Origin of the sequence: Prodigiosinella confusarubida (genome assembly GCF_002847015.1) — a bacterium.
Classification (GTDB): Bacteria; Pseudomonadota; Gammaproteobacteria; order Enterobacterales; family Enterobacteriaceae; genus Prodigiosinella; species Prodigiosinella aquatilis.
Map to the genome: position 1 here is coordinate 1,460,047 of NZ_CP025085.1, position 21,981 is coordinate 1,482,027.

Below are 21,981 nucleotides of genomic sequence, written 5' to 3' on the forward strand. Positions count from 1 at the left end.
AGGTAACAGAAATCATGCCACACGATCTCAACGACACTACCCAGGCGCTGAATGCGCAAAGCCTGCGTACATTACCGGCCCGCTTTGGCTGCCCGGTCTGGGCCTATGATGCGCAAACCATCATCGACCGTATCGGACAATTACGTCAGTTCGATACTATCCGTTTCGCACAGAAAGCCTGTTCCAACACCCATATTCTGCGTCTGATGCGTCAACAGGGCGTTAAAGTGGATTCTGTTTCACTGGGGGAAATCGAGCGTGCGCTGGTGGCAGGATTTGTGCCGGGCACCGACGCCCATGAAATCGTGTTTACCGCCGACCTGCTGGATAGCCCGACGTTACAGCGCGTCGCCGAACTGAACATTCCAGTCAATGCCGGATCAGTGGATATGCTGAGCCAGCTTGGCCGCGTGTCGCCGGGGCATCCGGTATGGCTGCGGGTCAATCCCGGCTTTGGTCACGGGCACAGCCAGAAAACCAATACGGGTGGTGAAAACAGCAAGCATGGCATCTGGCATGCCGATTTACCGTTGGCGCTGGCGGAAATTGAACGTTACTCGCTCCGGCTGGTTGGTATTCATATGCATATCGGTTCCGGTGTGGATTATGGGCATCTGGAGCAGGTCTGTGATGCCATGGTGCGTCAGGTGATCGATTTTGGGCAGGATCTTGATGCCATTTCCGCCGGCGGCGGTTTGTCTATCCCGTATCGTTACGGTGAAGAGGCCATTGATACCCGGCATTATTTTGGGTTGTGGCATCAGGCGCGGGAGAAGATTGCCACGCATCTGGGGCACCCGGTTACGCTGGAAATCGAACCGGGTCGTTTTCTGGTGGCGGAATCCGGTGTGCTGGTTGCTGAAGTCCGGGCGGTAAAATCGATGGGGAGCCGCCATTTTGTGTTGGTAGATGCCGGCTTTAATGACCTGATGCGCCCGTCGATGTACGGTAGCTATCACCATATTACGTTGTTGCCCGGGGATGGACGTGATATCAGCGATAGCACGACATGGCGGGATAGCGTGGTCGCCGGCCCGTTGTGTGAGTCCGGCGACGTGTTTACCCAACAAGCGGGCGGTGGTGTGGAAACTATCGCTTTACCGGCGGCGCAGGTGGGCGATTATCTGGTCTTCCATGATACCGGTGCTTACGGCGCGTCAATGTCCTCCAATTACAACAGCCGTCCACTGTTGCCGGAAGTGTTGTTTGAAAACGGTGAGCCACGGCTGATCCGTCGTCGCCAAACGTTGGAGGAACTGCTGGCGCTGGAGCAACTGTAGGTAAGTGATTTGAATACTGTTTGCAGCGGCCCCATAGGGGGGAGGCCCAGAAACGGGCCTCAGCCAACACCGCTGCATCTTTCAAGATGCAGCGTATCCCGGTGCTATGCACTCTTTCTGTCTGCGCGGTGTCACATTATGGGCGTGGCTGCTCCTCCGGTAACAGCGAGTCTCGCATTTCCCAGCCACGCAGTTTGCCAGGATTGAGTAACCCATCAGGATCAAAAGCCTTTTTAACCGCGACAACCTCCGGTCGAATAATGCCTTGCTTGCCGTCTTCAACCTGTAATACGTGCGGGTCATTAATTTTTACCCCGTGGTCGCGGAATATCTGCATTATCTCATTCAGGCGAATTTCGCTGGAATAACGGATTAACGGCAGGCCGCTACAGGTGATGTTACCGTCGTTGTCACGCAGGAATTCGATATGCGATATAACTTCATCGCCAAATAAATGCGCCATCTCGACAATTTGCTGCATATAACTCGCGGGTGCAAAGGCGGTTTGTAAATAGGTGAAGGTAGGGTCGACTTTCAGCGCGTGCAGTGTGGTGTGGTTCCAACAGTATTCCATCAGCGACGAGTGGGTCGCACGCGCGTTATCTGCCGACTGACGCACGGCATTCTGCCCGGCATACTGTGCTAACAACCCATCACACAGCGGTTCACTCTCCTGCGCCATGATACTGATTACCGCATGCTGCCCAGCCTGGTAATGGCGGCGTAAATGGGTAAAGCAGGCGGGGATCGGTGCGGCAAACAGCGCCAGCTCGCGTTTGACCAATCCCGGCGAGCGAGCCAGTGCATCAGCGTAATTCAGCGCCGTGGTGAAGTCGTCGAACATGTCCAACCGTTCAATCCAGTTGTGGATGGGCGCCAGCGCTAGCTCAATCTCAAGAATAATGCCGTTAGTGCCATAGGTGTGGTGCAACAGCAGTGCCTGCGGTGCCGGGATCGTCAGTACGCGTGGTTCAGCTTCCATGGTCATGACCTTTATGCTCAGCACATTGCCAGGCGCGGCCAGCGGGCCGTAATTAATGGAGCCGATACCGCCAAAGCCGCCGCAGTAAAGCCCGCCGAGGCTGGCCAGCCGATAGGTGGATGGCATACAGCGTAGTTCCCAGCCCGCGGGGCGGCTCAAGGCTTCGATATCCGCCAAACGAATGCCGGCCTGGGCGCGCACCACGCCGTCGCCAAATGAGCACACCTGATTAAATAAGGTCATGTCCACCATAATGCCGCCTTCTAACGGCACCAACTGACCATAGTTACCGGTACCGCCGCCACGCAGCATCAACGGCAGTTGCTGCTGCACACAAGCAGCAACCAGCAGGCGCAGTTCTTCTTCATTACGCGGGCGTACCACGGCATCCGCTTGTTTGTCTTCCAGTTGTTGTTTTAGCACTGGACTGAACCAGTGGAAATCGCGCGACAAGCGTTTGACCTTTGCTGTCGCCCGCGTCCACTCCAGCGTGGGTAACGCCTGGTGGATCAGGGTGACGGCGATCTGGCGTTGTTCATAATCCATATCATCAGTACCTATAATAAGTCGGTTGGTCACTCAGACGGCTAATTGGACTGCACCACTTCGCTTTCATGCCAGGCGCTGAGTGCGCGACGTGATATCCAGGACATCACCCCAAACAGCATGATGCCCGCCAGCGAGATCAACAGTAAGGCCGCGAACATCAGCGGAATATTCAACTGATAGCCAGCCTGCAAGATTTGATAGGCCAGACCGGTGTCGCTGCCGCCGGTACCGGCGACGAATTCCGCCACCACTGCGCCGATTAGCGACAGGCCGCTGGAAATACGCAGCGCGCCGAAGAAGTAGGGGAGTGCCGAGGGGATACGTAGACGCAGTAGGATCTGTAATCGGCTGGCATGATTCAGTTTGAAATAGCTCAATAGACCGGGCGAGACGCTGCGCAGTCCCTGAGTGGTGTTGGAAATGATGGGGAACACCGCCATCAGCGTAGAGCACACCACCAACGATAGCGTGGTGTCTTTCACCCAAATAATAATCAATGGCGCGATGGCGACGATCGGCGTCACTTGTAGGAACACAATGTAAGGGAATAGCGCGGTTTCAATAAAGCGGCTTTGCACCAGCAGAAATGCCACGCTGGCACCAATCAGGATCGACAATGCGAACGAAATCAGGGTGATTTTCAGGGTGAACAGCAGTGACAGCATCAGTGATGCCAGATTGTTCCACAGACTTTGCACCATCACCAGTGGCGACGGCACCAGAAACGTCGGGATGTTGAACCAACTGACCCAACCTTGCCACAGAAAAACCACCAGTATGGCGACCAGTAGCGGGTAAAGCACCTGGCGGAAACGTTGATTGTTCATCAGCGGAGAAAATTTTCGCGTTTTCATGTTATTACTCCATACCAGATTGGCTGGCCTGCAACAGACTGTCCTGCAACTGTTGCGCATAGTGTGAAAACTGCGGGCTGACACGGAAGCGGTCAGTGCGTGGGAAAGGCTCATTGATGGCGATGTTTTCCACTACCCGACCTGGGCGGGCCGCCATCATGATCACGCGCTGGGAAAGAAACACCGCTTCGTGGATAGAATGGGTGACAAACACCACTGTTAGATTCTGTTCTCGCCACAGGTGCAGTAAATCACTGTCCAATTTGTTGCGGGTGATTTCATCCAGTGCGCCGAAGGGTTCGTCCATCAGCAGTAGCTTGGGTCGGGTGACCAGTCCGCGGGCAATAGACACTCGCATCTGCATGCCGCCGGAAAGCTCACGTGGCAGTACGTGGGCAAATCGGCCCAGTCCCACCAGTTCCAGCGCTTCACTGACGCGGGTGTTGGCTTCAGCGCGCGGGACGCCAGCCAGATCCAATGACAACCGCACATTGTTATGCACATTGCTCCACGGCATCAGTGTGGCTTCCTGAAACACGAACGAAAGCGGTAGCCGCATTTTTTCTCGGCTGTCACGCCGCCACAGCACCAGCTTGCCATCACTCGGTTCCACCAGTCCGGCAATCATCTTCAGGAGTGTGCTTTTGCCACAGCCGGAAGGCCCTAACAGGGTGACAAACTCACCCTGATTGATGGTGAGATTTACGGGTAGCAGCGCCCTGGTGCCGTTGCTGTAGATTTTTTCCGCTGACAGAATCTCGATAGCTGGCGCGGTAGTGCGGTGGATATCTCTCATCACGGTCAGTTTGGCTGTCTGGTTCATGGCATAACCCGTGCGTTTTTGATTAGGGCGAGGGTGTAACTCTGAGCAAAGGGGACTTTGTTCGCGTCGATCAGTTTGTTTTTCACCAACATGTCCCAGGTCTTTTTCAAACGCGGCTCGGTAATGGTTCCAATGCCGCCGGTCTGGGCGTCGCCGCCGGTCACCAACTGGTATTTCTTCATTTGTGACAGACTGAATGCCAACTGGGCGGCGCTGATACTTGGGTTATTTTTATGGATCAGCACATTTCCTGCGGTTGGGTCTTGCAGATACGATTTCCAGCCCTGCATCGAGGCTTTCACGAACGCCGCCAGCACCGCCGGGCGTTTTTGCACGGTGCTCGCCATGCAGATGATCGAGTTGCCGTATGGCGGGTAGCCCCAGTCGCTCAGCGGATAAACGTGGAATGGCTTGCCGCCTTTGGCCACCGCAAAGGGTTCAGAGGTGATGTAGCCCTGTTGCACCAGATTGTTGTCCGCCAGAAACGGCTGCACGCTGAAGGTGTAAGGGCGGATACGGGCGTTGGCCAGCCCCAGCTCGCTCTTGGCCCACGGCCAGAAAGAGGTGTATGCCTCGGTGGCCAGCAGAAAGGTTTTGTCTTTTAGCTCCTGTGGATTTTTCACTGCGTCATGGGTAATGAACACCGTTGGCGAATGCTGGAACACGGTGGCGATGGTCATGGCATGTACCCCCGCTTGCCAGGACTCCAGCGCCTGACCATTGTCGCCAAGGACACAGTCGGCCTGACCGGCAGCCATCAGTTGCATCACGTTGACCTGCGGTCCTCCCATTTTGATGGTGACATCAAGCCCGGCGGCTTTGTAGCGACCGTTGGCCTGGGCATCGTAAAAGCCACCGTGTTCTGCCTGCGCGTACCAGTTAGTGAGAAAGGTCAGTTTTTCCGCCGCCATGCTGGAAGAAGCGACGGTGAACAGCAACAGGCTTAGCAGCTTGCCATAAGGCGAAAATCTCGTTTTCATCGTAAGTATTCCTGTTATTCAGTGGCAAAAGGAGACGATGGCGGCGTCACGCGCGATTGCACAAAACCGTGCCAGTGATGTTTACCCCAGCTTGGTTCGTTGCGTACTACCCATTCCATCTGATGGACTTCGGTTATGGCTTGCGCCCAACTGTCGGCCAGTGAGTCAAGAATCGCCTGGCCTTGTTCAGCGGTAGCGTCGGTTGGGTCACCAATCACTCCGCTGGGGCTGAAGTCGTATGATGCCCAGGCAGCGGCCGGACGGCCGCTGGACAGTGTTGGGCAGGGAAATACGGGCGGATAACTGGCCACTGCCTGTTCCATATGTACGTATTCTGGTGCCAGTGCCAGCATCAGGGCGGTTTCGCCATGACCGGCGTGCATCGCCAACTGTTGTTCTCTGACGCTCAGGAATTGGTCGGCCGCATTCGGTACCCGGAACACGTCATGGGCTATCAGCACCATGTCGCCGTGCCGCAGTCGTAGTTCGCGCCCGGCCATTTGCAACACCTGCGGCTGACCGCCGTGACCGTTGATCATCAGCAATTTGCGAAAGCCAGCACGATAAAGGGATTCACCGATCTCGAGCACGGTTTGCAGCAAGGTATCGCCGCTCAGGGTTAGGGTGCCGGGAAAGTGCAGGTGTTCGTCGGATTTACCGTAAGTGATAGGCGGGATACCAAACGCCGGTATATTTTCTGGTAAACGAGCCAGCGCATGACCCGCCACGCCGGAGGCGATCACGCTGTCCACCGCACAAGGCAGGTGCGGGCCGTGCTGCTCAATGGCGCCGGTCGGTAAAATGATAACGGTGTTGGCCTTGTCCGGTAGCGCAGCAATTGCAGGCCAGCTCAGAAAAGGAAGGAAACGTGATGCGGGAATATAACCGTTTATCATAATTTGCCTCATCGTCAGGGATTATTGTGGTAGCCAGGCAGTGGCTTCGACTTCAATCAGCACCTCGTCGCCGGGCAGCATTTCACTGACCTGTACCACCGTAGAAACCGGCGGTTGCTGCGGATAGAACAGCTTTCTTACCCGGTTGTAATACGGGAAGTGATCCAGATTGCGGAAATATTGCACCAGTTTGAACACATCGCTCATTTGCCCACCGGCGGACTCAATGGTCAGACGGATGCTCTCCAGCACATACCAGCTCTGCGCCAGGATTGGCCCCTCTTTGGCATCAGTGGAAAATTCACCGGTTTCACCCAACAGGCGACGCGCCTCTGGCGGAATATCCTGATAGCCGCGTACGATAAGCGAGCGCTGTGGATTGACCGGGATAATGCCGGAAAGAAAGATAAAATCGCCGGCGCGATGCCAGGCGGCATAGTGGGCGAGCGGTTTGCCCGCGCCAGCGTCAAGCATCATGAGCGAGTTCCTTGTTCCACGTCCGTTGGTGAGTGATGGCGCCACGGCGTATTACTACGCGGGCGGCACTGTTCAATGGCCAGGTGCCAATATCACTGCCGGGGAAGATAACCATATCGGCCGGGTTGCCTGCCGCCAGCGGTGAGCCAGTCGGGCCAGCACCAGTCAGTGAATGACGATCGCAGATCAGCCGTGATTGCTGGTCGAAAATCTGGTCAAGCTGGGCGGCGAATAGACTGCATATCAGCGTATCCACCGGGTCATAGCTGCCCGTTGGGCAGAAGGCATCCTGCACGTTGTCACAGCCGAGCAATACCGGTACACCAGCGTCCTGGGCTTCTTTCAACAAGGTGATGCCGCGCTGGCGCGGCGTGCGGCCGGTAACGGCATCCTGCAATAGCAGATTGGTCATTGGCAGGGCGATCAATGTGACGCGCGATGCCGCTAATGCGGCAAGTACCCATTGCGCCTGTTCTTCGCCGCCAGCCGCCAGGGCGCAGCCGTGGCTACAGCAGATGTGTCCGGGGAAATCGTGCTCGGTCAGGTAGTGAGCCAGCCATACCAGGCCGTTTGCTGTCGGCGACAGTTCTTCATCAATGTGCAAGTCCAGGTTTAATCGCCAGCGCGCCGAGCAGCGCATCAGATTAGTCATCGCCGCTTCATCCCAGTTAGATGAGTGGATGAACGCGCCGAGCAGCCCCTGTTCATTGCTGTCTGCAACTTGACGGGCTATTGTTTCAGCCACTGCGATATCGGCAAATAGCGGCAGCGGCACCAGCGCTACGCGCTCCAGCGTGCAATCGTGTTGATCCAGCGTAGCGATTTCCAGCCAGGCGGTGGGTGGTGTGGCAGTAAACCAGTCGATATGGGTGCGCAGATGGCTGACACCGCTGGCCACCGCCCGCGCCAGGCCTTGTGCGGCGCGCTGGTGGATATCTTGCGGACTCCAGTGGCGACGATCTTGATGCATGGCGTCGATGGCGGCCAACAACCCCGGTCCTGCCGGGCGGCTGCGTTGCCGGGTAAACGTTTTGTCCAGGTGTGCATGGGGTTCAATCATACCGGGTAACACCAATGCGCCGCCGAGATCCCACAAGCCATCCGTAGGCTGATGACCTGGAATCAGTGCAGCAATGTGGCCGGCGCTGAACAGGATGTTGCCGTTAAGCGGTTCCCCGGTTTGTTGTGGCCAGCTGGCGGGTAATGCCCAAGCCGGTAGCCGCGCATTACAGAGGCCGTTCAGCGGTACAGGTGGGCGTGACATAGGCATGGCGAGACTCCGTGTTGACATTAAAGGTCCAGAACCAGAACCGGGCTTTTGCCCGGGAACAACACCGTGCGAATTGCTTAAACAGGATTATCAACACGCTGGACTCGTCTTGAAACGAAAGTTCCCGTTGTCATGGAAGCTACGTTATTGTTATATGATTGTTGCGTCCATTGCTTTGATTCGCACGTCTTGTTGCAAAAAAGAGAGCACCCAACCCATGTTTGCCTTCTCCCGGTTTTTGTTGTATTTCACTGAAGTGGCCCGTCAGGGCTCGTTTCGTAAGGCATCGGAAACGTTGCATGTCGCGGCGTCGTCCATTGACAGACAGATACTGCGCGTGGAGGAGGAGCTGGAAATGCCATTGTTTGAACGGCATCCAGCTGGCCTGCGTCTGACCGCCGCCGGTGAACTGCTGCTCAACGCCGCCAATAATTGGAAAAAGGATTTTAGTCGGGTGCGGGATCAACTCGATGATTTGCGCGGATTACGGCGCGGACACGTGCGCATCGCGACCATTGATGCCATCAACCGGGGGTTTTTTTCGTCGATGCTGAAGAAAATCCACCTGGAATACCCGAATGTCTCATTCACCCTCACCACCATGAATAATATTGATATCCAGCAGGCGTTGATTTCTGGCGATGTGGACTTCGGTATCATGCTCAATCCGCAAAGCTCGAAAGCGTTGCAGGTGCAGTCATTCGCTGAAATCAATTTAGGGATCGTGGTGCCACAAGGCCACCCACTGGCGGGACGTGACCGTATTCGTTTCAATCAGTGCCTGGACTATCCGTTCATCATTCCCTCCGCACCGTTGATGCTGGCCGAACCAGTGCAGGCATTGTTGAATATTAACGGTGGCAGCGTTAACGAAGTGGGTATTTCCAACAATATCCACATGATTCGCTCGTTGATCAAAGAACAGATTGGCATCGGTATTCTGTGTTGGTTGGACATTATGGACGAGGTACAGCGTGGAGAACTGATATTCATTCCGCTTAGCGATCCGCAGTTAAAGCCGTTTACTTTGTCACTGTGTGTGGCACCGGCGCGGCAGTTATCGATCGCCGCGTCGATGATGCTCAAGCGACTGGAAATGTTGTTCAGCCAGTTGCAGACCGAGAGCCGGTAAACGGAATAGTTTGCACTGGTTTGGTGCGGCCTGCGCTGTGTTGAATCAATCGTTGCAGCTGGCGCAGCGGAAACCATCGAAAAAGACGGGGCGGCAGAGTCTGTCACAGATTGGCATCATTTTTGTATCATCCAGTGTGAGTAGAAGCGGTCAGCACAGATATCGGTGCGGGACATTGCTCAGCAATCATTTTCCGGTTCATGACATGAGCTGATTTGAGAGGCTGAGCTATCCTTACCCGGCCTCTCCGACAGCAACAAGGAGAGGCGCAATGAAGGTCATATCACGTATTACTCTGTCATGCTATATGCTGAGCGCGCTTGCGCTTGGCGCTGTTTCCCCGGCCGTTCAGGCCAATGAAAAACTGGTACTGCTGACGTCCTGGTATGCCCAGGCCGAGCAGGGCGGTTACTATCAGGCACTGGCTACCGGGATTTACCGACGCTACGGTCTGGATGTCAGCATCCAGTCGGGCGGGCCACAGGTCAATGGCATGCAACTGCTGCTGGCAAAACGCGCCGATGTGATCATTGGCTATGATTTACAACTGTTGCAAACCGTTGAACGCGGATTCCAGGCTGTAGCGATTGCCGCCCCATTCCAGTTCGACCCCCAAGGCTTGCTGACCCACGCCGGGGTAACCTCCCTGAGAGATCTCAAAGGTAAAAACATTCTGGTGTCCAGTTCAGGCCAGTCGACCTGGTGGCCGTGGCTGAAAGCACGTTACTCATTGAGTGATGCACAGACCCGTCCTTACACCTTCAACATTCAGCCATTTGTGGCCGACGAGAATATTGCCCAGCAGGCTTATGCCAGCTCAGAGGTTTTCCAGGCACACAAAGCCGGAGTGAAAGCCAACTTCTTCCTGTTTGCCAAGTATGGTTATCCACCTTATGGCGGCATTCTGATCACCCGGCCGGATGTGATTGCTCATAACCGCGACGCGATGGCCAAATTCGTGCGCGCCTCCATGGAGGGCTGGGTGAGCTACCTGAAGGATCCGACGCCGGGAAATATGTTGATCAAAAAAGAGAATCCAAACATGGGGGATGATCTGCTGGCGTGGGGGGTGGCGCAAATCAAAAAGTACCACTTGATTGACGGTGGCGACGCGGCTACCCAGGGCTGGGGGACGATGACCGAGGCGCGTTGGCAGAAAACGCGTGATTTCATGGTCAATGCCAAATTGCTGAAAGCCGACACCCATTGGCGACAGGCTTACACCACCCAGTTTATTCAGGATCTGCATGTTAAGCCCTGAGAGCCATGCTGTAAGAGGAGTCTGCTGCCGTGTCACTATTGATTAAAAATGCTCACGCCATTCTCACCGGCTTGCCGGGGGAGGCGGGACGTCACACCGGGCCGGATATTCGTGTCGTTGATGGTGTGATCGACGCTATTGGCGTATTGACGCCATTGCCGGAGGAGCCGCTGATTGATGCCCGTGATTGTGTTGTGTACCCGGCATGGGTCAACACTCACCATCACCTGTTTCAGTCGTTGCTGAAGGGAGAACCACAAGGATTGAACCAGAGCCTGACCGCCTGGTTGAGCGCCACGCCGTACCGCTTTCGTGCCGCTTTTGATGAACAGACGTTCCGTCTGGCGGTACGCATTGGCCTGATTGAGCTATTGCGCTCGGGCTGTGCCACGGTTGCCGACCACAACTATCTGTATTGGCCGGATATGCCGTTCGATACGTCAGAGATCGTGTTTAGTGAAGGGGCGGCGCTGGGGATGCGCATCGTGTTGTGTCGGGGGGGCGCCACTCAGACACGAGCGTTGGAGCAAGATTTGCCGATCGCGCTGCGCCCGGAGAGTATCGACAACTATATAGCGGATATTGAACGGCTGGTGAAACGTTACCACGATCCGCGGCCAGAGGCGCTGCGCAAGGTAGTAATGGCACCGACCACCGTGTTGCACTCGGCACCGTCGTCGCAATTGCGCGAGATGGCGCGGGTGGCGCGTCGGTTGGGTATCCGCTTACACAGCCATCTATCGGAAACCGTGGATTATCTGGATGCGGCGCGGGCCAGGTTTGCCATGACGCCAGTGCAGTTCTGCGCTGAACACGAGTGGCTGGGGGATGATGTGTGGTTCGCCCATCTGGTGAAATTGTTGCCGGAAGAGATCGCTTTGCTGGGGAAAACTCGAACCGGCATTGCCCATTGTCCGCAGAGCAATGGGCGTCTGGGCAGCGGCATTGCCGATCTGGTAGCGCTGGAACAGGCGGGCGTGACGATTTCACTCGGGGTCGATGGCGCAGCGTCCAATGAAGCGGCAGACATGCAGAGCGAAGCGCATGCCGCATGGTTGTTGCAGCGCGCGCGAAAAGGCATGCAGGCGCAGCCACGTTACGCCGGTGGCACCTTTGAGGGGGGGGCTGACGCCGTCACCATCGAAGATGTGGTGCGTTGGGGGAGTGCAGGCGGTGCACAAATCCTTGGGCTGACGCGTAGCGGCACTCTTCAGCCTGGCATGTTGGCCGACATTGCCATCTACCGTCTGGACGATCCGCGTTACTTTGGTCTGCACGATATGGCGATTGGTCCGGTGGCCTGTGGTGGTCGTGCAGCGCTCAAGGCGTTAATGATCAATGGCCGGCTTATCGTTGAAGATGACACCGTGTCTGGCATCGATCTGGGCGCTATGCGTCAAGAGGCGTTGTCGGCTGTCCGCACACTGAAACGGCGTGTGGGCTTGTAACCTGAGAGAAAAAGAACAGGATAATCATGATGACCCAATCCAATAACGCTCAACGCTATACGTTGCAGGAACTGGAAAACGAAGCGCTGATGGGGGCCGTTGGCCAGGAAACCTTTGCCCGTGAAGTGCGCTGCATTGATTTATCGGATTTTGAGCGGCGGAAAAGCGAAATCGCCGACCAGCTATGGCGGGCCGCTGTAGAGATCGGCTTCTTCCAGGTGAGTAATCACGGTATTGATTTGATAGACATCCACCACGCTTTTGATATGACGGAACGGTTCTTCGCGTTGCCCGAAACCGTCAAGGCACAGTATCCGCTGACCCACAATGCTGGCTGGGAAAGTCGAGCGCAAGTACGCCCTTCTACCCGTACCCCGGATCAAAAAGAGTCTTATCAGATAACGCGTCCACTGATGGATGGCTTGTGGCCGAGCGAGCAGGTGTTGCCGCAGTTCCAACACACCATGCTGGCATTCGAATCACGCTGCTGGCAGCTGGGTATGAAACTGCTTTCCTGTTTTGCCCTCAAACTGGGCTTCCCTGAGCATTTTTTCCAGCAGGCCCACAACCCGAACCATGCCGACTACCAGAGCACCTTGCGCATGCTGCACTATTATGCGACTGACCCGCAGCAGGTTACTCCGTCAGGGCAATGGCGTGCCGGGGCGCATACCGATTTTGACTGTCTGACGCTGTTGTTTCAACGTCCGGGGCAGGGTGGATTGCAGGTTTGTCCGGGTAAAGACCGAGAAAGCCAGCAGTGGACCAACATTGAGCCGAGTGAAGAGGTGATCACCTGCAATATCGGCGATATGTTGATGCGCTGGAGTGATGATCAACTACCGTCGAATTTCCATCGGGTGAGGAACCCGACGCCGGACGAGTATCAAGGCCCTCGTTACAGCCTGGCGTTTTTCTGCCAAGCCAATAAAACAGTGGAAATTGTTGGGCCAGGCGGGAAATATCCGACGATCCGCGCCGATGCATATCTTCAGCAACGTATTCAGGCCAACTTCGCGACAGGATAGCGACAGACGTTCCCTTCCCACGTTTTTATGACGCTCTGGCGCATCGGCTACCAGATCTATTGGTCACGAGTAAGGTATTGCTTATTGATTCGATACAGACAACGGATTAGTGACGGGCATCACATCATTGTATTTTAGCTCCCATACCAAACACATGCGACAAATGAGGAAATACTGATGTCCGTTATTAATACCCAGGTTAAACCGTTTAAAAATCAGGCGTTCAAAGCAGGTCAGTTTATTGAAGTCACTGAAAAAGATATTGAAGGCAAATGGAGTGTGTTCTTCTTCTATCCGGCTGACTTTACGTTTGTCTGCCCGACTGAATTGGGTGACGTAGCGGATTATTACGACGAATTCCAGAAGATCGGGGTTGATATCTATTCTGTATCCACCGATACCCACTTTACCCATAAAGCGTGGCATGGCAGCTCTGATACCATCGCTAAAATCAAATACGCCATGATCGGTGACCCGACGGGTCAACTGACGCGCAACTTTGAAAACCTGCGTGAAGCAGAAGGTTTAGCTGACCGTGGTACTTTCATCGTTGACCCGCAGGGCATTATCCAGGCGGTGGAAATCACCGCGGAAGGTATTGGCCGTGACGCTTCTGATCTGTTGCGCAAAATAAAAGCGGCTCAGTATGTCGCCGCTCATCCTGGTGAAGTGTGCCCGGCAAAATGGCAGGAAGGTGATGCCACATTGGCGCCGTCTTTGGATCTGGTTGGCAAAATCTGAATAAGCCAGCGCTGTTGATAGACTGATTTTACTATCGGGTGCCCAGCACCCGATTTTTTCCGCCAATGCCAGGGACCCTCTATGCTCGACAATAACATGCAGATCCAGCTGAAAGCCTATCTGGAAAAATTAACCAAACCGGTTGAGCTAGTGGCGACGCTAGATGATTCGGTTAAATCTTCTGAAGTCCGGCAACTGCTGATCGAAATTGCCGAACTATCTGAAAAAGTCAGCTTTTTTGAAAACAATGAACTGTCGGTACGCAAGCCTTCATTTCTGATCACCAATCCGGGATTGGCGACCGGGCCTCGCTTTGCCGGTGCCCCGCTGGGACATGAGTTCACTTCACTGGTGTTGGCGCTGTTGCAGACGGGGGGCCATCCGTCAAAAGAGACTCAAGAACTGCTCGACCAGATTCGCTATCTGGACGGTAAATTCCATTTCGAAACCTATTACTCGCTGACCTGTCACAACTGTCCTGATGTGGTGCAGGCACTGAATTTAATGTCCATCCTGAATCCAAATATTACCCACACCGCAATTGATGGCGGTGTGTTCCAGGATGAGATCAAAGAACGCAATATTATGGGCGTACCCACGATATTTCTGAACGGCGAGCACTTCGGTCAGGGACGCATGAGTCTGGGGGAAATTGTCGGCAAGATTGATACCGGCGCCAGCGATAAACTGGTCGAAAAGCTCAACAATCGCCCGATTTATGATGTGTTGGTTGTCGGTAGCGGCCCGGCGGGGGCAGCGGCGGCGGTGTATGCCGCCCGTAAGGGGATCCGTACCGGACTGATGGGGGAGCGTTTTGGTGGGCAGATTCTCGATACCGTAGATATTGAAAATTATATCTCGGTACCGAAAACTGAAGGTGCCAAATTGGCCACTGCGCTAAAAAGTCATGTTGATGACTATGACGTGGATATCATTGATCTACAAAGCGCGCAGAAACTGGTGCCAGCCAGTGAACCTGGCATGCCGCATCAGATTGAAACCGTATCTGGCGCGGTACTGCGATCCCGCAGCATTATCATCGCGACCGGCGCCCGCTGGCGGAATATGAATGTGCCCGGTGAAGATCAGTATCGTACTCGTGGGGTAACCTACTGTCCGCACTGTGATGGCCCCTTGTTCAAGGGTAAACACGTGGCCGTGATCGGCGGCGGTAACTCCGGCGTTGAAGCCGCTATCGATCTGGCGGGGGTGGTGAAACACGTGACGCTACTGGAGTTTGCGCCGGAACTGAAAGCGGATTCCGTGCTACAGGATAAATTACGCAGCTTGCCAAATGTGGATGTCATCATGAATGCGCAGACGACTGAAGTGCTGGGGGATGGACAAAAGGTCATCGGACTGGCGTATCAGGATCGCGTCAGCAGCAGTATTCATAAGCTGGCGCTGGAAGGGATCTTCGTGCAGATCGGCCTGTTACCCAACACCAACTGGCTGGACGGTACCGTGGCGCGTAACCGCATCGGTGAAATCGAGATTGATGTCAAATGCGAAACCAGTGTGAAAGGGATCTTCGCTGCCGGTGACTGTACTACCGTGCCGTACAAACAGATTATTATCGCCACGGGTGAAGGGGCCAAAGCCTCGCTGAGTGCCTTTGACCATTTGATCAGAACCTAATACTGCTCGGTATCCGCAATGTGTGGTCGAACCGACCGGCGTTGGATTATTCCTCTCATTGTGGTGACCTGACGCCGTTAGCATGCTGACGGCGTTTTTTCTGGCTATTTCGCTATCCGCCAGGGTGTTCAGCGTATGCTTTTCTCTCGGTATCAGCTACCGCGATAGGTGGACCAGGAAAAAGGTGAAATCAGGAACGGCAGATGATAATGACCGGCACCAGTCAGTTGAAAGTCGATTTGTGCCGTCACGTACAACGCCTCTCGACCTGTCGCGGCAAACCACTGGCCGATGTCTGCCGTCATACGGTAGCGACCGGGTAATAGCGGATCAGCGGTGAAGGCCGCAATGCGGCCGTCATCATTGGTCTGATCTTGCGCCACGCTATGCCATTCATCGTTTTCCCACCGTTCCAACAGGATATTCACTCCCGCTGCGGGTTTTCCCTGGGTGGTATCCAGAATATGGGTGCTGAGTGTGTTCATGCGCGAATGATTCCTTCCAGTCTGAGTAACGTGATTTGGCGCAATTGCTCCAGTGTTTCTTCTATTTCTTGCTGTTCACTGTTCTGTAGCCGACGCTGTAGTATCTGTAGGATCTCTTCTCCACTGCGATCGTTGGCACGGATCAGAAATATCCGGCCAAAGGTGTCTTCATAACGGGAATTACCTATCCGTAATGCTGCCGCCAGCGAGAGGTTTTCGGTACTGATGGCTGCCTGTTCCTGCCGGGAAAAATCAGCGTGCCGACTGGTACTGCCAGCCTGTTCACCGATACGGGGATGAGCGCGTAGTGCCAGTGTCAGTTCCTCCACCTGCCAGCCGGTCATTGCCTGCTGTCCGGTGGCCAGTAGGGCGGCACGGTTGCCATAAGGTCGCCTGGCGGTCACTTGTCTGGCCCAATCGGGAATGGCAACACAAGATTCTAGTAGTGCCACCGCTTCATTGATATTGAGCTGGTTAAAGGCTTCCAGTGTAATCATTGTTTCTCTCCTTGCCCGCTGGCAACAATAGATTCTTTGGTATGACTTTTCGTAATAAGAGATCTGCAACTAGCATGCCATTTATATCGAGATGGCTGACGGGTTCCTAAAAGCCGCTTTTTCCGAATTGAGCGTCAGATAGTTGTACCCGGACAGATTGTCACCCAAACTGGATTTTTTCGGACGAATACCTGGCATTGTCGTGTTTCTTGAGACAAGAATGTGACCGTGTGAGATGACAGGGTGCCTTTATGGTGCGTCCGTAGCGTTTTTTCCCATGTCTGCATGCATATCATCAATGGCTTGCGTAAAGTGTTTGATCACTAACTGCGCCGCCCGCGATAACTGACGTTTGGGCGCTACACACAGCGCCAGCGTCAGGGGCCTAACAGCTTGATGGCTGAAGGGGACGAATGCTAATGTGCCACTTCTGACTTCACTATATACATCCAGCAGACTCAGGATGCCTACCCCGACATTCTGATATACCAGCGATTTCATCACTTTAAGATCATTACACACCATATTTTGTACCGGGATGAGATGGTGACGGTGGTACAACCCCTCCATGCGTTCATGCACCATGAGTGGCGCGGCAGGCAGTAACTGGCGGTAGCTGACAAGTTGGCTGAGGGTGACATCAGTCTGACTTGCCAGCGGATGTTCCGGCCGCATCACCACGCCAATGGGGATTTCGGTAAACGCCCGTACCTCGATACCTTGCCCTTCCAGCGGATCGAGCAGAATACCGATATCCACCTCAGACTCGGCCACCAGACTGTTGATGGCATAGCTTTCGTCGGTATGGAGGTTAAACGTCAGATGAGGATATTGACGGCTGATCTCCGCCAGTGCCTGGATCAGCACCCCTTCGCTCAGGGCGGCAACCATTGCCACGGAGACATGGCCGCGCTTGAGTCCCTGTAATTCATCAAAACGCTGGCGCGTGAGGGCGTACTCTTTTTTCCAGCGATGCAGATCACTGTAGAGTAGCTCGCCTGCGGAAGTGAGTCTCAATCCACTGGGCAGCCTTTCAAACAGCGGGGTTTCCATCTTCTCTTCTGCCATCAGAATCTGCCGGTTGATGGCGGAGCTGGAGACATGCAGCACCTCGGCAGCTTTACGCAAACTGCCCGTAGTGGCCACCGCCATGAAGTAATGGGAAAAACGGGACAAGGGATCCATAGATTTACCTGTACGAATTTTTGCAGCGAATATGTTAAAAAACTATTATGGACTGCAACACTTCTTGTTATCCACAATAACATTACCCATTTATTGTTCTGGCTGATGGCGGGTTGATATCAGCCTGATCCGTCTCTGTGTGAAAGGTGATGCTTATGAAGGTAACGCTGAATCCCCCCGCCAATTGCTCCTTTGCGTCTGATGACTGGTATCGTTTGGCCCGTTACTGGCATCCGGTGGCGCTGGCGGCAGAGGTTGGTCCAGCGCCTATGTCGGTCACGCTGCTGGATGAGCCATTAGTGGTGTACCGTGCCGGGGACGATATTGTGGCGGCACGGGATATCTGTCCGCATCGCGGGGTGCCGCTCAGTATGGGGTCGTCTGACGGACAGGGGATTGTCTGTCCTTACCATGGGTTGCGATTTGGAGAGGGCGGACGTTGTAATCGGGTGCCAGCCAGCCCGGATCTGCCGATTCCGCCCAAATTGAATCTGCTGACCTTCGCAGCACGAGAACAGTATGGCCTGGTGTGGGTGTGTATGGATCCGCCGGATGGCATTCTGCCGGCCCTACCGCTGATGCCGCACTGGGATGATGACGGCTTTCAACAGATTGTCTGTCCCTCTTTTCATATCGCCGGTTTTGCCGGACGCCAGATTGAAGGTTTTCTGGATGTGGCGCACTTCGCCTGGGTACACACTGATACTTTCGCTGATCCGAATAATCAACAGGTGCCGGATTACCAAACGCTGGAAACCCCCTACGGATTCAATGCCGATTATGTGAGTTCGATGTCCAACTTTGCTCATGGTTCGGGATGTCAGGCACCTGAGGGGTTTACCTGGTTGCGTCATTTCGAGATGCACCTGCCGTTTACCGCCACACTGACCATTCATTTTCCGGATGAGGGGCGTCTGGTGATCATGAATGCCGCTTCACCGGTATCCGCGCGCAAAACGTGTCTGTTTGTGCCGATAGCCCGCAATTTTGATCTGCATATTCCGCTAGAGGAGGTTCATGCCTTTAACCGACGGGTGTTTGAGGAGGACCGGGTGATGGTGGAAAGCCAGCGGCCGGAGCATCTTCCGCTCGACCTGACACTGGAAGCGCATATTCCGGCGGATCGCAGCTCAATTGCCTACCGACGTGGTCTAAAACGACTGGGTTTCGGTGCGTTTTTTCTGGTGTAAGAGGGGAGTATGCCAATGTTGAATGTGGTGGTTGATGCTCTTTTCCGCCAGGGGGAAGGCAATTTGGCGCTGCGGCTGGTATCGGCGGACGAACAGCCGCTGCCCGCATTTGAAGCGGGTGCCCATATTGATGTTCACCTGGCTGATGGTATCCAGCGACCATACTCGCTGGCCGGTGATCCGGCGGATCGCGACCATTATCTGCTCTGCATCCGGTACGAAGCGGCTTCTTGTGGCGCCTCCCGCTATGTGCATGAGTCATTACGCGTGGGGCAGCACCTGAGCGTGTCCTACCCGCGTAACCAGTTTGCCCTGGTGCCAGCTAAACGTTATCTGTTGCTGGCGGGGGGCATCGGCATTACTCCGCTGTTATCCATGGCGGAGTCGCTGGATCAGGACGCTACGCCGTTCGAATTGCACTATTTTGTTAAACATCGGCGTGCCATTGCTTTTCGTGATCGTCTACAGCGAGGTTTTCGTCATGGTGAATGCCAGATTTGGTGCGGAAACGAAGGGCACAGTCCACGCCAGACACTACCGAAAAGCCTGTATGCGGGGGCGAGTCATCGGCGTTTATATGTGTGTGGCCCGTCAGGATTTATGGCGCAGGTGATCCAGCAGGCACAAGCTCACGACTGGCCACAGGATAGGATCCATCATGAGGCGTTTTGTCCGCCGGTTGTGGCGGACAGCGCAACAGCGACGGACAGCGAATTCACCGTTGAGCTGGCATCTTCCGGTCGTTCATTTCGGGTGCCGTCAGATAAAACCATTGCCGCCGTGTTGTTGGAAAATGATGTAGCGGTGCCGCTTTCCTGCGAAATGGGGATTTGTGGCGCCTGCCTGACCGCCGTAAGGGAAGGTACGCCGGATCACCGTGATACCGTGCAATCTGACGCAGAAAAATCCGACCCGGATCAACACATTGCGCTGTGCTGCTCTCGTAGCCACTCGGCGCGTTTGGTTATTGATTTATAAGCATCAGCCGATGCGCTGATGGATCAGTGAACTCGGTGGCGGATGCGTCAGAGATAAAGGGTTGGCACACAAATTGCTGCACTTGAAACGGCAACAAATGGGGGATAAATGAAAGCTCTGGTGATTGGTGCCGGTATCGGCGGATTGTGTGCGGCGGTAGCGCTGAAAAAAGTCGGGATCGCCTGCGACGTCTTTGAGGCCGTGGCGGAAATTAAACCGGTGGGTGCAGCCATTTCCATCTGGCCTAATGGTGTGAAGTGCATGAACCATTTAGGCATGGGTGACATCATGGACCGTTGTGGCGGTCCGATGCACTACATCGCGTATCAGGATTACCAACAAGGACGGATCATGACTCGCTTCAGTCTGAAGCCACTGGTGAACCGGGTGGGAGAACGTCCTTGTCCTGTCGCCCGGGCGGAATTACAGGGGCAGATGTTGGATTTCTGGGGACGCAAATCGGTGCAGTTTGGTAAACGCGTCAACCGTATTGAGGAAAACGCTGGCGGCGTCAGCGCTTATTTCAGCGACGGTAGTGTCGCGCAGGGTGATTTTCTGATTGCGGCTGACGGCACTCACTCCGTCATTCGACCTTATGTGCTGGGGTACACGCCGGAACGCCGTTACGCCGGGTATGTTAACTGGAACGGACTGGTGCCAATTGATGAAACCATTGCTCCCGCCGACCAGTGGACCACGTTTGTGGGGGAGGGCAAGCGCGTGTCGCTGATGCCGGTAGCCGATGGCCGTTTTTACTTCTTTTTTGATGTGCCGTTACCAAAAGGGTTAGCGGAAGATCGCCAGAGTGTACGGCAGGATCTGCAACGTTATTTCTCTGGATGGTGCCTGCCGGTACAGCAGTTGATCGAGCGGATTGATCAGCAAACTACCAATCGGATTGAAATTCACGATATCGACCCTTTCAATCAATTGGTTCGTGGTCGGGTTGCGCTGCTGGGGGATGCCGGCCACAGTACCACGCCGGATATCGGGCAAGGTGGGTGTGCAGCGATGGAAGACGCCGTCGTCCTGGGGCAGGTGCTGGCGTCTCATGACCGCATTGAATCAGCCCTGCTGAATTATCAACAACAGCGACGTGATCGTGTACGGGATTTGGTGCTCAAAGCCCGTAAACGCTGTGATATCACCCACGGTAAAGAGATGCCACAGACCCAGGCGTGGTATGAAGAACTGCGGCAGGAAACCGGCGAACATATTATTGACGGGTTGTGTGACACGGTTTTGGGTGGACCGCTGGCTTGAGATACCACTGAGTCAGGCCTTTCCCTGATGGCGGGCCGTGCTCTTTTTTTACGTTAATAAAGAAAAGGATATGACTGCACCAACCCGTTTCACCCTGGCCTATCCACGGAATTACCTGAGAAATCAGAATTTGTTCAGAATGAAGATATTCATGAGAGAACTATTTAATAATTTAAAATAAAAAAACATGAAAGATACAATTCATTAATGATACTCTTAATGGTAACTATTATCATTAGCATTTAAATCATTATGCCATCACTGTATTTACTCTCAGATCGGTTGCAACAACAGCATCCTCTTTTCGGTATTTTGAATTCGGTCTCCCATCCCACTTTGGTTGAAATGATTGCCTGCGCCGGGTATGACTTTGTCATTCTGGATATGGAACATCTCCCTCATAACGAAACGTTGCTTTCACACTGTATTCAAATAGCGCAACTCAATGGCTGTGCGCCATTGGTTCGGTTAACGGTAAACGATCTGGATAAAGTTGGGCGAGTGTTGGATATGGGGGCTCACGGGATTGTTCTCTCCCGCACGGAAACAGGGCAACAGGTTCGGGCCTTACGCGATGCCATCTGTTTCCCACCTCGGGGAAGGCGCGGTATTACCGGCGGGACGGTCACTGGTTTCGGCACACGGTCGCTCCCCGATTACATCCAGCAAGCCAATGAACAGGTGTTGCTCATTCCGATGATTGAATCCCGCGCTGGCGTGGAATCGATAGATGACATTCTTGCTATTGAAGGCGTGAGCATGGTCATGGAAGGGGCCCTTGATCTTGCGCTCGATCTTGGCCTGGGACCCACTCCTCATCACCCAGACGTAGAGGTGAGCATTCGCCAGATAGCCACGCGCTGCAAACATGCCGACATCCCGTTTTGTGCCAATCCGCGCACGCCTGAACAGCAGCATTTCTGGCAGCAAGCTGGTATTCAACTCTGGCTGTGTGGTGAGGATCGGGGATTCTTGTTCCGTACTCTGCGACAGCGTTTGCAGGATATTAAAGCGTCTTCCTGAC

21 protein-coding genes are annotated in these 21,981 nt (G+C 54.5%); 11 read left to right on the forward strand and 10 right to left on the reverse strand.

Annotated elements, in window-relative coordinates; all coding sequences use genetic code 11:
- The first annotated feature begins 14 nt into the window (after nt 1–14).
- Complete coding sequence (lysA, locus tag CWC46_RS06710) at nt 15–1,280, forward strand: diaminopimelate decarboxylase (protein ID WP_021017643.1); 1,266 nt, start codon at nt 15–17, stop codon at nt 1,278–1,280.
- Nucleotides 1,281–1,416: 136 nt separating this feature from the next.
- Here lysA and CWC46_RS06715 read toward each other — a convergent pair whose 3' ends face one another.
- From CWC46_RS06715 to CWC46_RS06745, 7 genes are read right to left on the reverse strand one after another with little or no spacing between them, the layout of a single operon-like run.
- A complete protein-coding gene (locus CWC46_RS06715) occupies nt 1,417–2,808 on the reverse strand; it encodes an FAD-binding oxidoreductase (RefSeq protein WP_021017642.1) in 1,392 nt (463 codons plus the stop codon).
- A 41-nt stretch (nt 2,809–2,849) separates the two neighbouring features.
- A complete protein-coding gene (locus tag CWC46_RS06720) occupies nt 2,850–3,665 on the reverse strand; it encodes an ABC transporter permease (protein WP_021017641.1) in 816 nt (271 codons plus the stop codon).
- Between the two features lie 4 nt (nt 3,666–3,669).
- Nucleotides 3,670–4,488, reverse strand: a complete 819-nt coding sequence (locus CWC46_RS06725; RefSeq protein WP_021017640.1) for an ABC transporter ATP-binding protein — start codon at nt 4,486–4,488, stop codon at nt 3,670–3,672.
- Nucleotides 4,485–5,468 (reverse strand): ABC transporter substrate-binding protein, encoded by a 984-nt coding sequence (locus CWC46_RS06730; RefSeq protein ID WP_021017639.1) that lies wholly within the window; start codon nt 5,466–5,468, stop codon nt 4,485–4,487. The genes CWC46_RS06725 and CWC46_RS06730 overlap by 4 nt, the downstream gene beginning before the upstream one ends.
- Before the next feature lie 14 nt (nt 5,469–5,482).
- Nucleotides 5,483–6,364, reverse strand: coding sequence for a creatininase family protein (locus CWC46_RS06735; protein WP_021017638.1), 882 nt, complete (start codon nt 6,362–6,364; stop codon nt 5,483–5,485).
- 21 nt (nt 6,365–6,385) lie between these two features.
- Entirely contained in the window at nt 6,386–6,841 is a 456-nt protein-coding gene (locus CWC46_RS06740) for a RidA family protein (RefSeq protein ID WP_021017637.1), read from the reverse strand.
- Nucleotides 6,831–8,111, reverse strand: coding sequence for an amidohydrolase family protein (locus CWC46_RS06745; protein WP_021017636.1), 1,281 nt, complete (start codon nt 8,109–8,111; stop codon nt 6,831–6,833). Before CWC46_RS06745 ends, CWC46_RS06740 begins: the two co-directional genes overlap by 11 nt.
- A gap of 217 nt (nt 8,112–8,328) precedes the next feature.
- Here CWC46_RS06745 and CWC46_RS06750 point away from each other — a divergent pair, with 217 nt between their 5' ends.
- The 6 genes from CWC46_RS06750 to ahpF all read left to right on the forward strand — a co-directional run bounded on the left by CWC46_RS06750 (nt 8,329) and on the right by ahpF (nt 15,359).
- Nucleotides 8,329–9,243, forward strand: coding sequence for a LysR family transcriptional regulator (locus CWC46_RS06750; protein WP_021017635.1), 915 nt, complete (start codon nt 8,329–8,331; stop codon nt 9,241–9,243).
- Between the two features lie 271 nt (nt 9,244–9,514).
- On the forward strand, nt 9,515–10,504 hold the full coding sequence (locus CWC46_RS06755) for an ABC transporter substrate-binding protein (protein WP_021017634.1): 990 nt from the start codon (nt 9,515–9,517) through the stop codon (nt 10,502–10,504).
- 29 nt (nt 10,505–10,533) lie between these two features.
- Nucleotides 10,534–11,952: an amidohydrolase family protein gene (locus CWC46_RS06760; RefSeq protein WP_021017633.1), complete on the forward strand. Its 1,419-nt coding sequence runs from the start codon at nt 10,534–10,536 to the stop codon at nt 11,950–11,952.
- Nucleotides 11,953–11,981: 29 nt separating this feature from the next.
- Nucleotides 11,982–12,980: an isopenicillin N synthase family dioxygenase gene (locus tag CWC46_RS06765; protein ID WP_037382560.1), complete on the forward strand. Its 999-nt coding sequence runs from the start codon at nt 11,982–11,984 to the stop codon at nt 12,978–12,980.
- 177 nt (nt 12,981–13,157) lie between these two features.
- Entirely contained in the window at nt 13,158–13,721 is a 564-nt protein-coding gene (ahpC, locus tag CWC46_RS06770; RefSeq protein WP_021017631.1) for an alkyl hydroperoxide reductase subunit C, read from the forward strand.
- 81 nt (nt 13,722–13,802) lie between these two features.
- Nucleotides 13,803–15,359 carry an alkyl hydroperoxide reductase subunit F gene (gene ahpF / locus CWC46_RS06775; RefSeq protein ID WP_021017630.1) on the forward strand — a complete coding sequence of 519 codons (1,557 nt, stop codon included), beginning with the start codon at nt 13,803–13,805 and terminating at the stop codon, nt 15,357–15,359.
- Between the two features lie 152 nt (nt 15,360–15,511).
- Here ahpF and uraH read toward each other — a convergent pair whose 3' ends face one another.
- From uraH to CWC46_RS06790, 3 genes are all read right to left on the reverse strand, one after another.
- The gene (gene uraH, locus CWC46_RS06780) at nt 15,512–15,844 is read right to left on the reverse strand and encodes a hydroxyisourate hydrolase (protein WP_021017629.1); all 333 of its coding nucleotides are present in this window, start codon (nt 15,842–15,844) and stop codon (nt 15,512–15,514) included.
- The gene (uraD, locus tag CWC46_RS06785; RefSeq protein ID WP_021017628.1) at nt 15,841–16,341 is read right to left on the reverse strand and encodes a 2-oxo-4-hydroxy-4-carboxy-5-ureidoimidazoline decarboxylase; all 501 of its coding nucleotides are present in this window, start codon (nt 16,339–16,341) and stop codon (nt 15,841–15,843) included. Before uraD ends, uraH begins: the two co-directional genes overlap by 4 nt.
- A gap of 249 nt (nt 16,342–16,590) precedes the next feature.
- Nucleotides 16,591–17,526, reverse strand: coding sequence for a LysR family transcriptional regulator (locus tag CWC46_RS06790; RefSeq protein WP_021017627.1), 936 nt, complete (start codon nt 17,524–17,526; stop codon nt 16,591–16,593).
- A 155-nt stretch (nt 17,527–17,681) separates the two neighbouring features.
- Here CWC46_RS06790 and CWC46_RS06795 point away from each other — a divergent pair, with 155 nt between their 5' ends.
- The 4 genes from CWC46_RS06795 (at nt 17,682) to CWC46_RS06810 (ending at nt 21,980) form a co-directional block, all read left to right on the forward strand.
- Nucleotides 17,682–18,716 (forward strand): aromatic ring-hydroxylating oxygenase subunit alpha, encoded by a 1,035-nt coding sequence (locus tag CWC46_RS06795; protein WP_021017626.1) that lies wholly within the window; start codon nt 17,682–17,684, stop codon nt 18,714–18,716.
- Nucleotides 18,717–18,725: 9 nt separating this feature from the next.
- The gene (locus CWC46_RS06800; protein ID WP_037382556.1) at nt 18,726–19,694 is read left to right on the forward strand and encodes a PDR/VanB family oxidoreductase; all 969 of its coding nucleotides are present in this window, start codon (nt 18,726–18,728) and stop codon (nt 19,692–19,694) included.
- Nucleotides 19,695–19,802: 108 nt separating this feature from the next.
- A complete protein-coding gene (gene hpxO / locus CWC46_RS06805; RefSeq protein WP_021017624.1) occupies nt 19,803–20,957 on the forward strand; it encodes an FAD-dependent urate hydroxylase HpxO in 1,155 nt (384 codons plus the stop codon).
- Between the two features lie 252 nt (nt 20,958–21,209).
- Nucleotides 21,210–21,980, forward strand: coding sequence for an HpcH/HpaI aldolase family protein (locus tag CWC46_RS06810; protein WP_021017623.1), 771 nt, complete (start codon nt 21,210–21,212; stop codon nt 21,978–21,980).
- The last annotated feature ends 1 nt before the right edge of the window (nt 21,981 follow it).

Bases quoted from the DNA above. Each gene is read 5' to 3' on its own strand.
- lysA (WP_021017643.1), top strand. From the start codon at position 15: ATGCCACACGATCTCAACGACACTACCCAGGCGCTGAATGCGCAAAGC.
- CWC46_RS06715 (WP_021017642.1), bottom strand. From the start codon at position 2,808: ATGGATTATGAACAACGCCAGATCGCCGTCACCCTGATCCACCAGGCG.
- CWC46_RS06720 (WP_021017641.1), bottom strand. From the start codon at position 3,665: ATGAAAACGCGAAAATTTTCTCCGCTGATGAACAATCAACGTTTCCGC.
- CWC46_RS06725 (WP_021017640.1), bottom strand. From the start codon at position 4,488: ATGAACCAGACAGCCAAACTGACCGTGATGAGAGATATCCACCGCACT.
- CWC46_RS06730 (WP_021017639.1), bottom strand. From the start codon at position 5,468: ATGAAAACGAGATTTTCGCCTTATGGCAAGCTGCTAAGCCTGTTGCTG.
- CWC46_RS06735 (WP_021017638.1), bottom strand. From the start codon at position 6,364: ATGATAAACGGTTATATTCCCGCATCACGTTTCCTTCCTTTTCTGAGC.
- CWC46_RS06740 (WP_021017637.1), bottom strand. From the start codon at position 6,841: ATGATGCTTGACGCTGGCGCGGGCAAACCGCTCGCCCACTATGCCGCC.
- CWC46_RS06745 (WP_021017636.1), bottom strand. From the start codon at position 8,111: ATGCCTATGTCACGCCCACCTGTACCGCTGAACGGCCTCTGTAATGCG.
- CWC46_RS06750 (WP_021017635.1), top strand. From the start codon at position 8,329: ATGTTTGCCTTCTCCCGGTTTTTGTTGTATTTCACTGAAGTGGCCCGT.
- CWC46_RS06755 (WP_021017634.1), top strand. From the start codon at position 9,515: ATGAAGGTCATATCACGTATTACTCTGTCATGCTATATGCTGAGCGCG.
- CWC46_RS06765 (WP_037382560.1), top strand. From the start codon at position 11,982: ATGACCCAATCCAATAACGCTCAACGCTATACGTTGCAGGAACTGGAA.
- ahpC (WP_021017631.1), top strand. From the start codon at position 13,158: ATGTCCGTTATTAATACCCAGGTTAAACCGTTTAAAAATCAGGCGTTC.
- ahpF (WP_021017630.1), top strand. From the start codon at position 13,803: ATGCTCGACAATAACATGCAGATCCAGCTGAAAGCCTATCTGGAAAAA.
- uraH (WP_021017629.1), bottom strand. From the start codon at position 15,844: ATGAACACACTCAGCACCCATATTCTGGATACCACCCAGGGAAAACCC.
- uraD (WP_021017628.1), bottom strand. From the start codon at position 16,341: ATGATTACACTGGAAGCCTTTAACCAGCTCAATATCAATGAAGCGGTG.
- CWC46_RS06790 (WP_021017627.1), bottom strand. From the start codon at position 17,526: ATGGATCCCTTGTCCCGTTTTTCCCATTACTTCATGGCGGTGGCCACT.
- CWC46_RS06795 (WP_021017626.1), top strand. From the start codon at position 17,682: ATGAAGGTAACGCTGAATCCCCCCGCCAATTGCTCCTTTGCGTCTGAT.
- CWC46_RS06800 (WP_037382556.1), top strand. From the start codon at position 18,726: ATGCCAATGTTGAATGTGGTGGTTGATGCTCTTTTCCGCCAGGGGGAA.
- hpxO (WP_021017624.1), top strand. From the start codon at position 19,803: ATGAAAGCTCTGGTGATTGGTGCCGGTATCGGCGGATTGTGTGCGGCG.
- CWC46_RS06810 (WP_021017623.1), top strand. From the start codon at position 21,210: ATGCCATCACTGTATTTACTCTCAGATCGGTTGCAACAACAGCATCCT.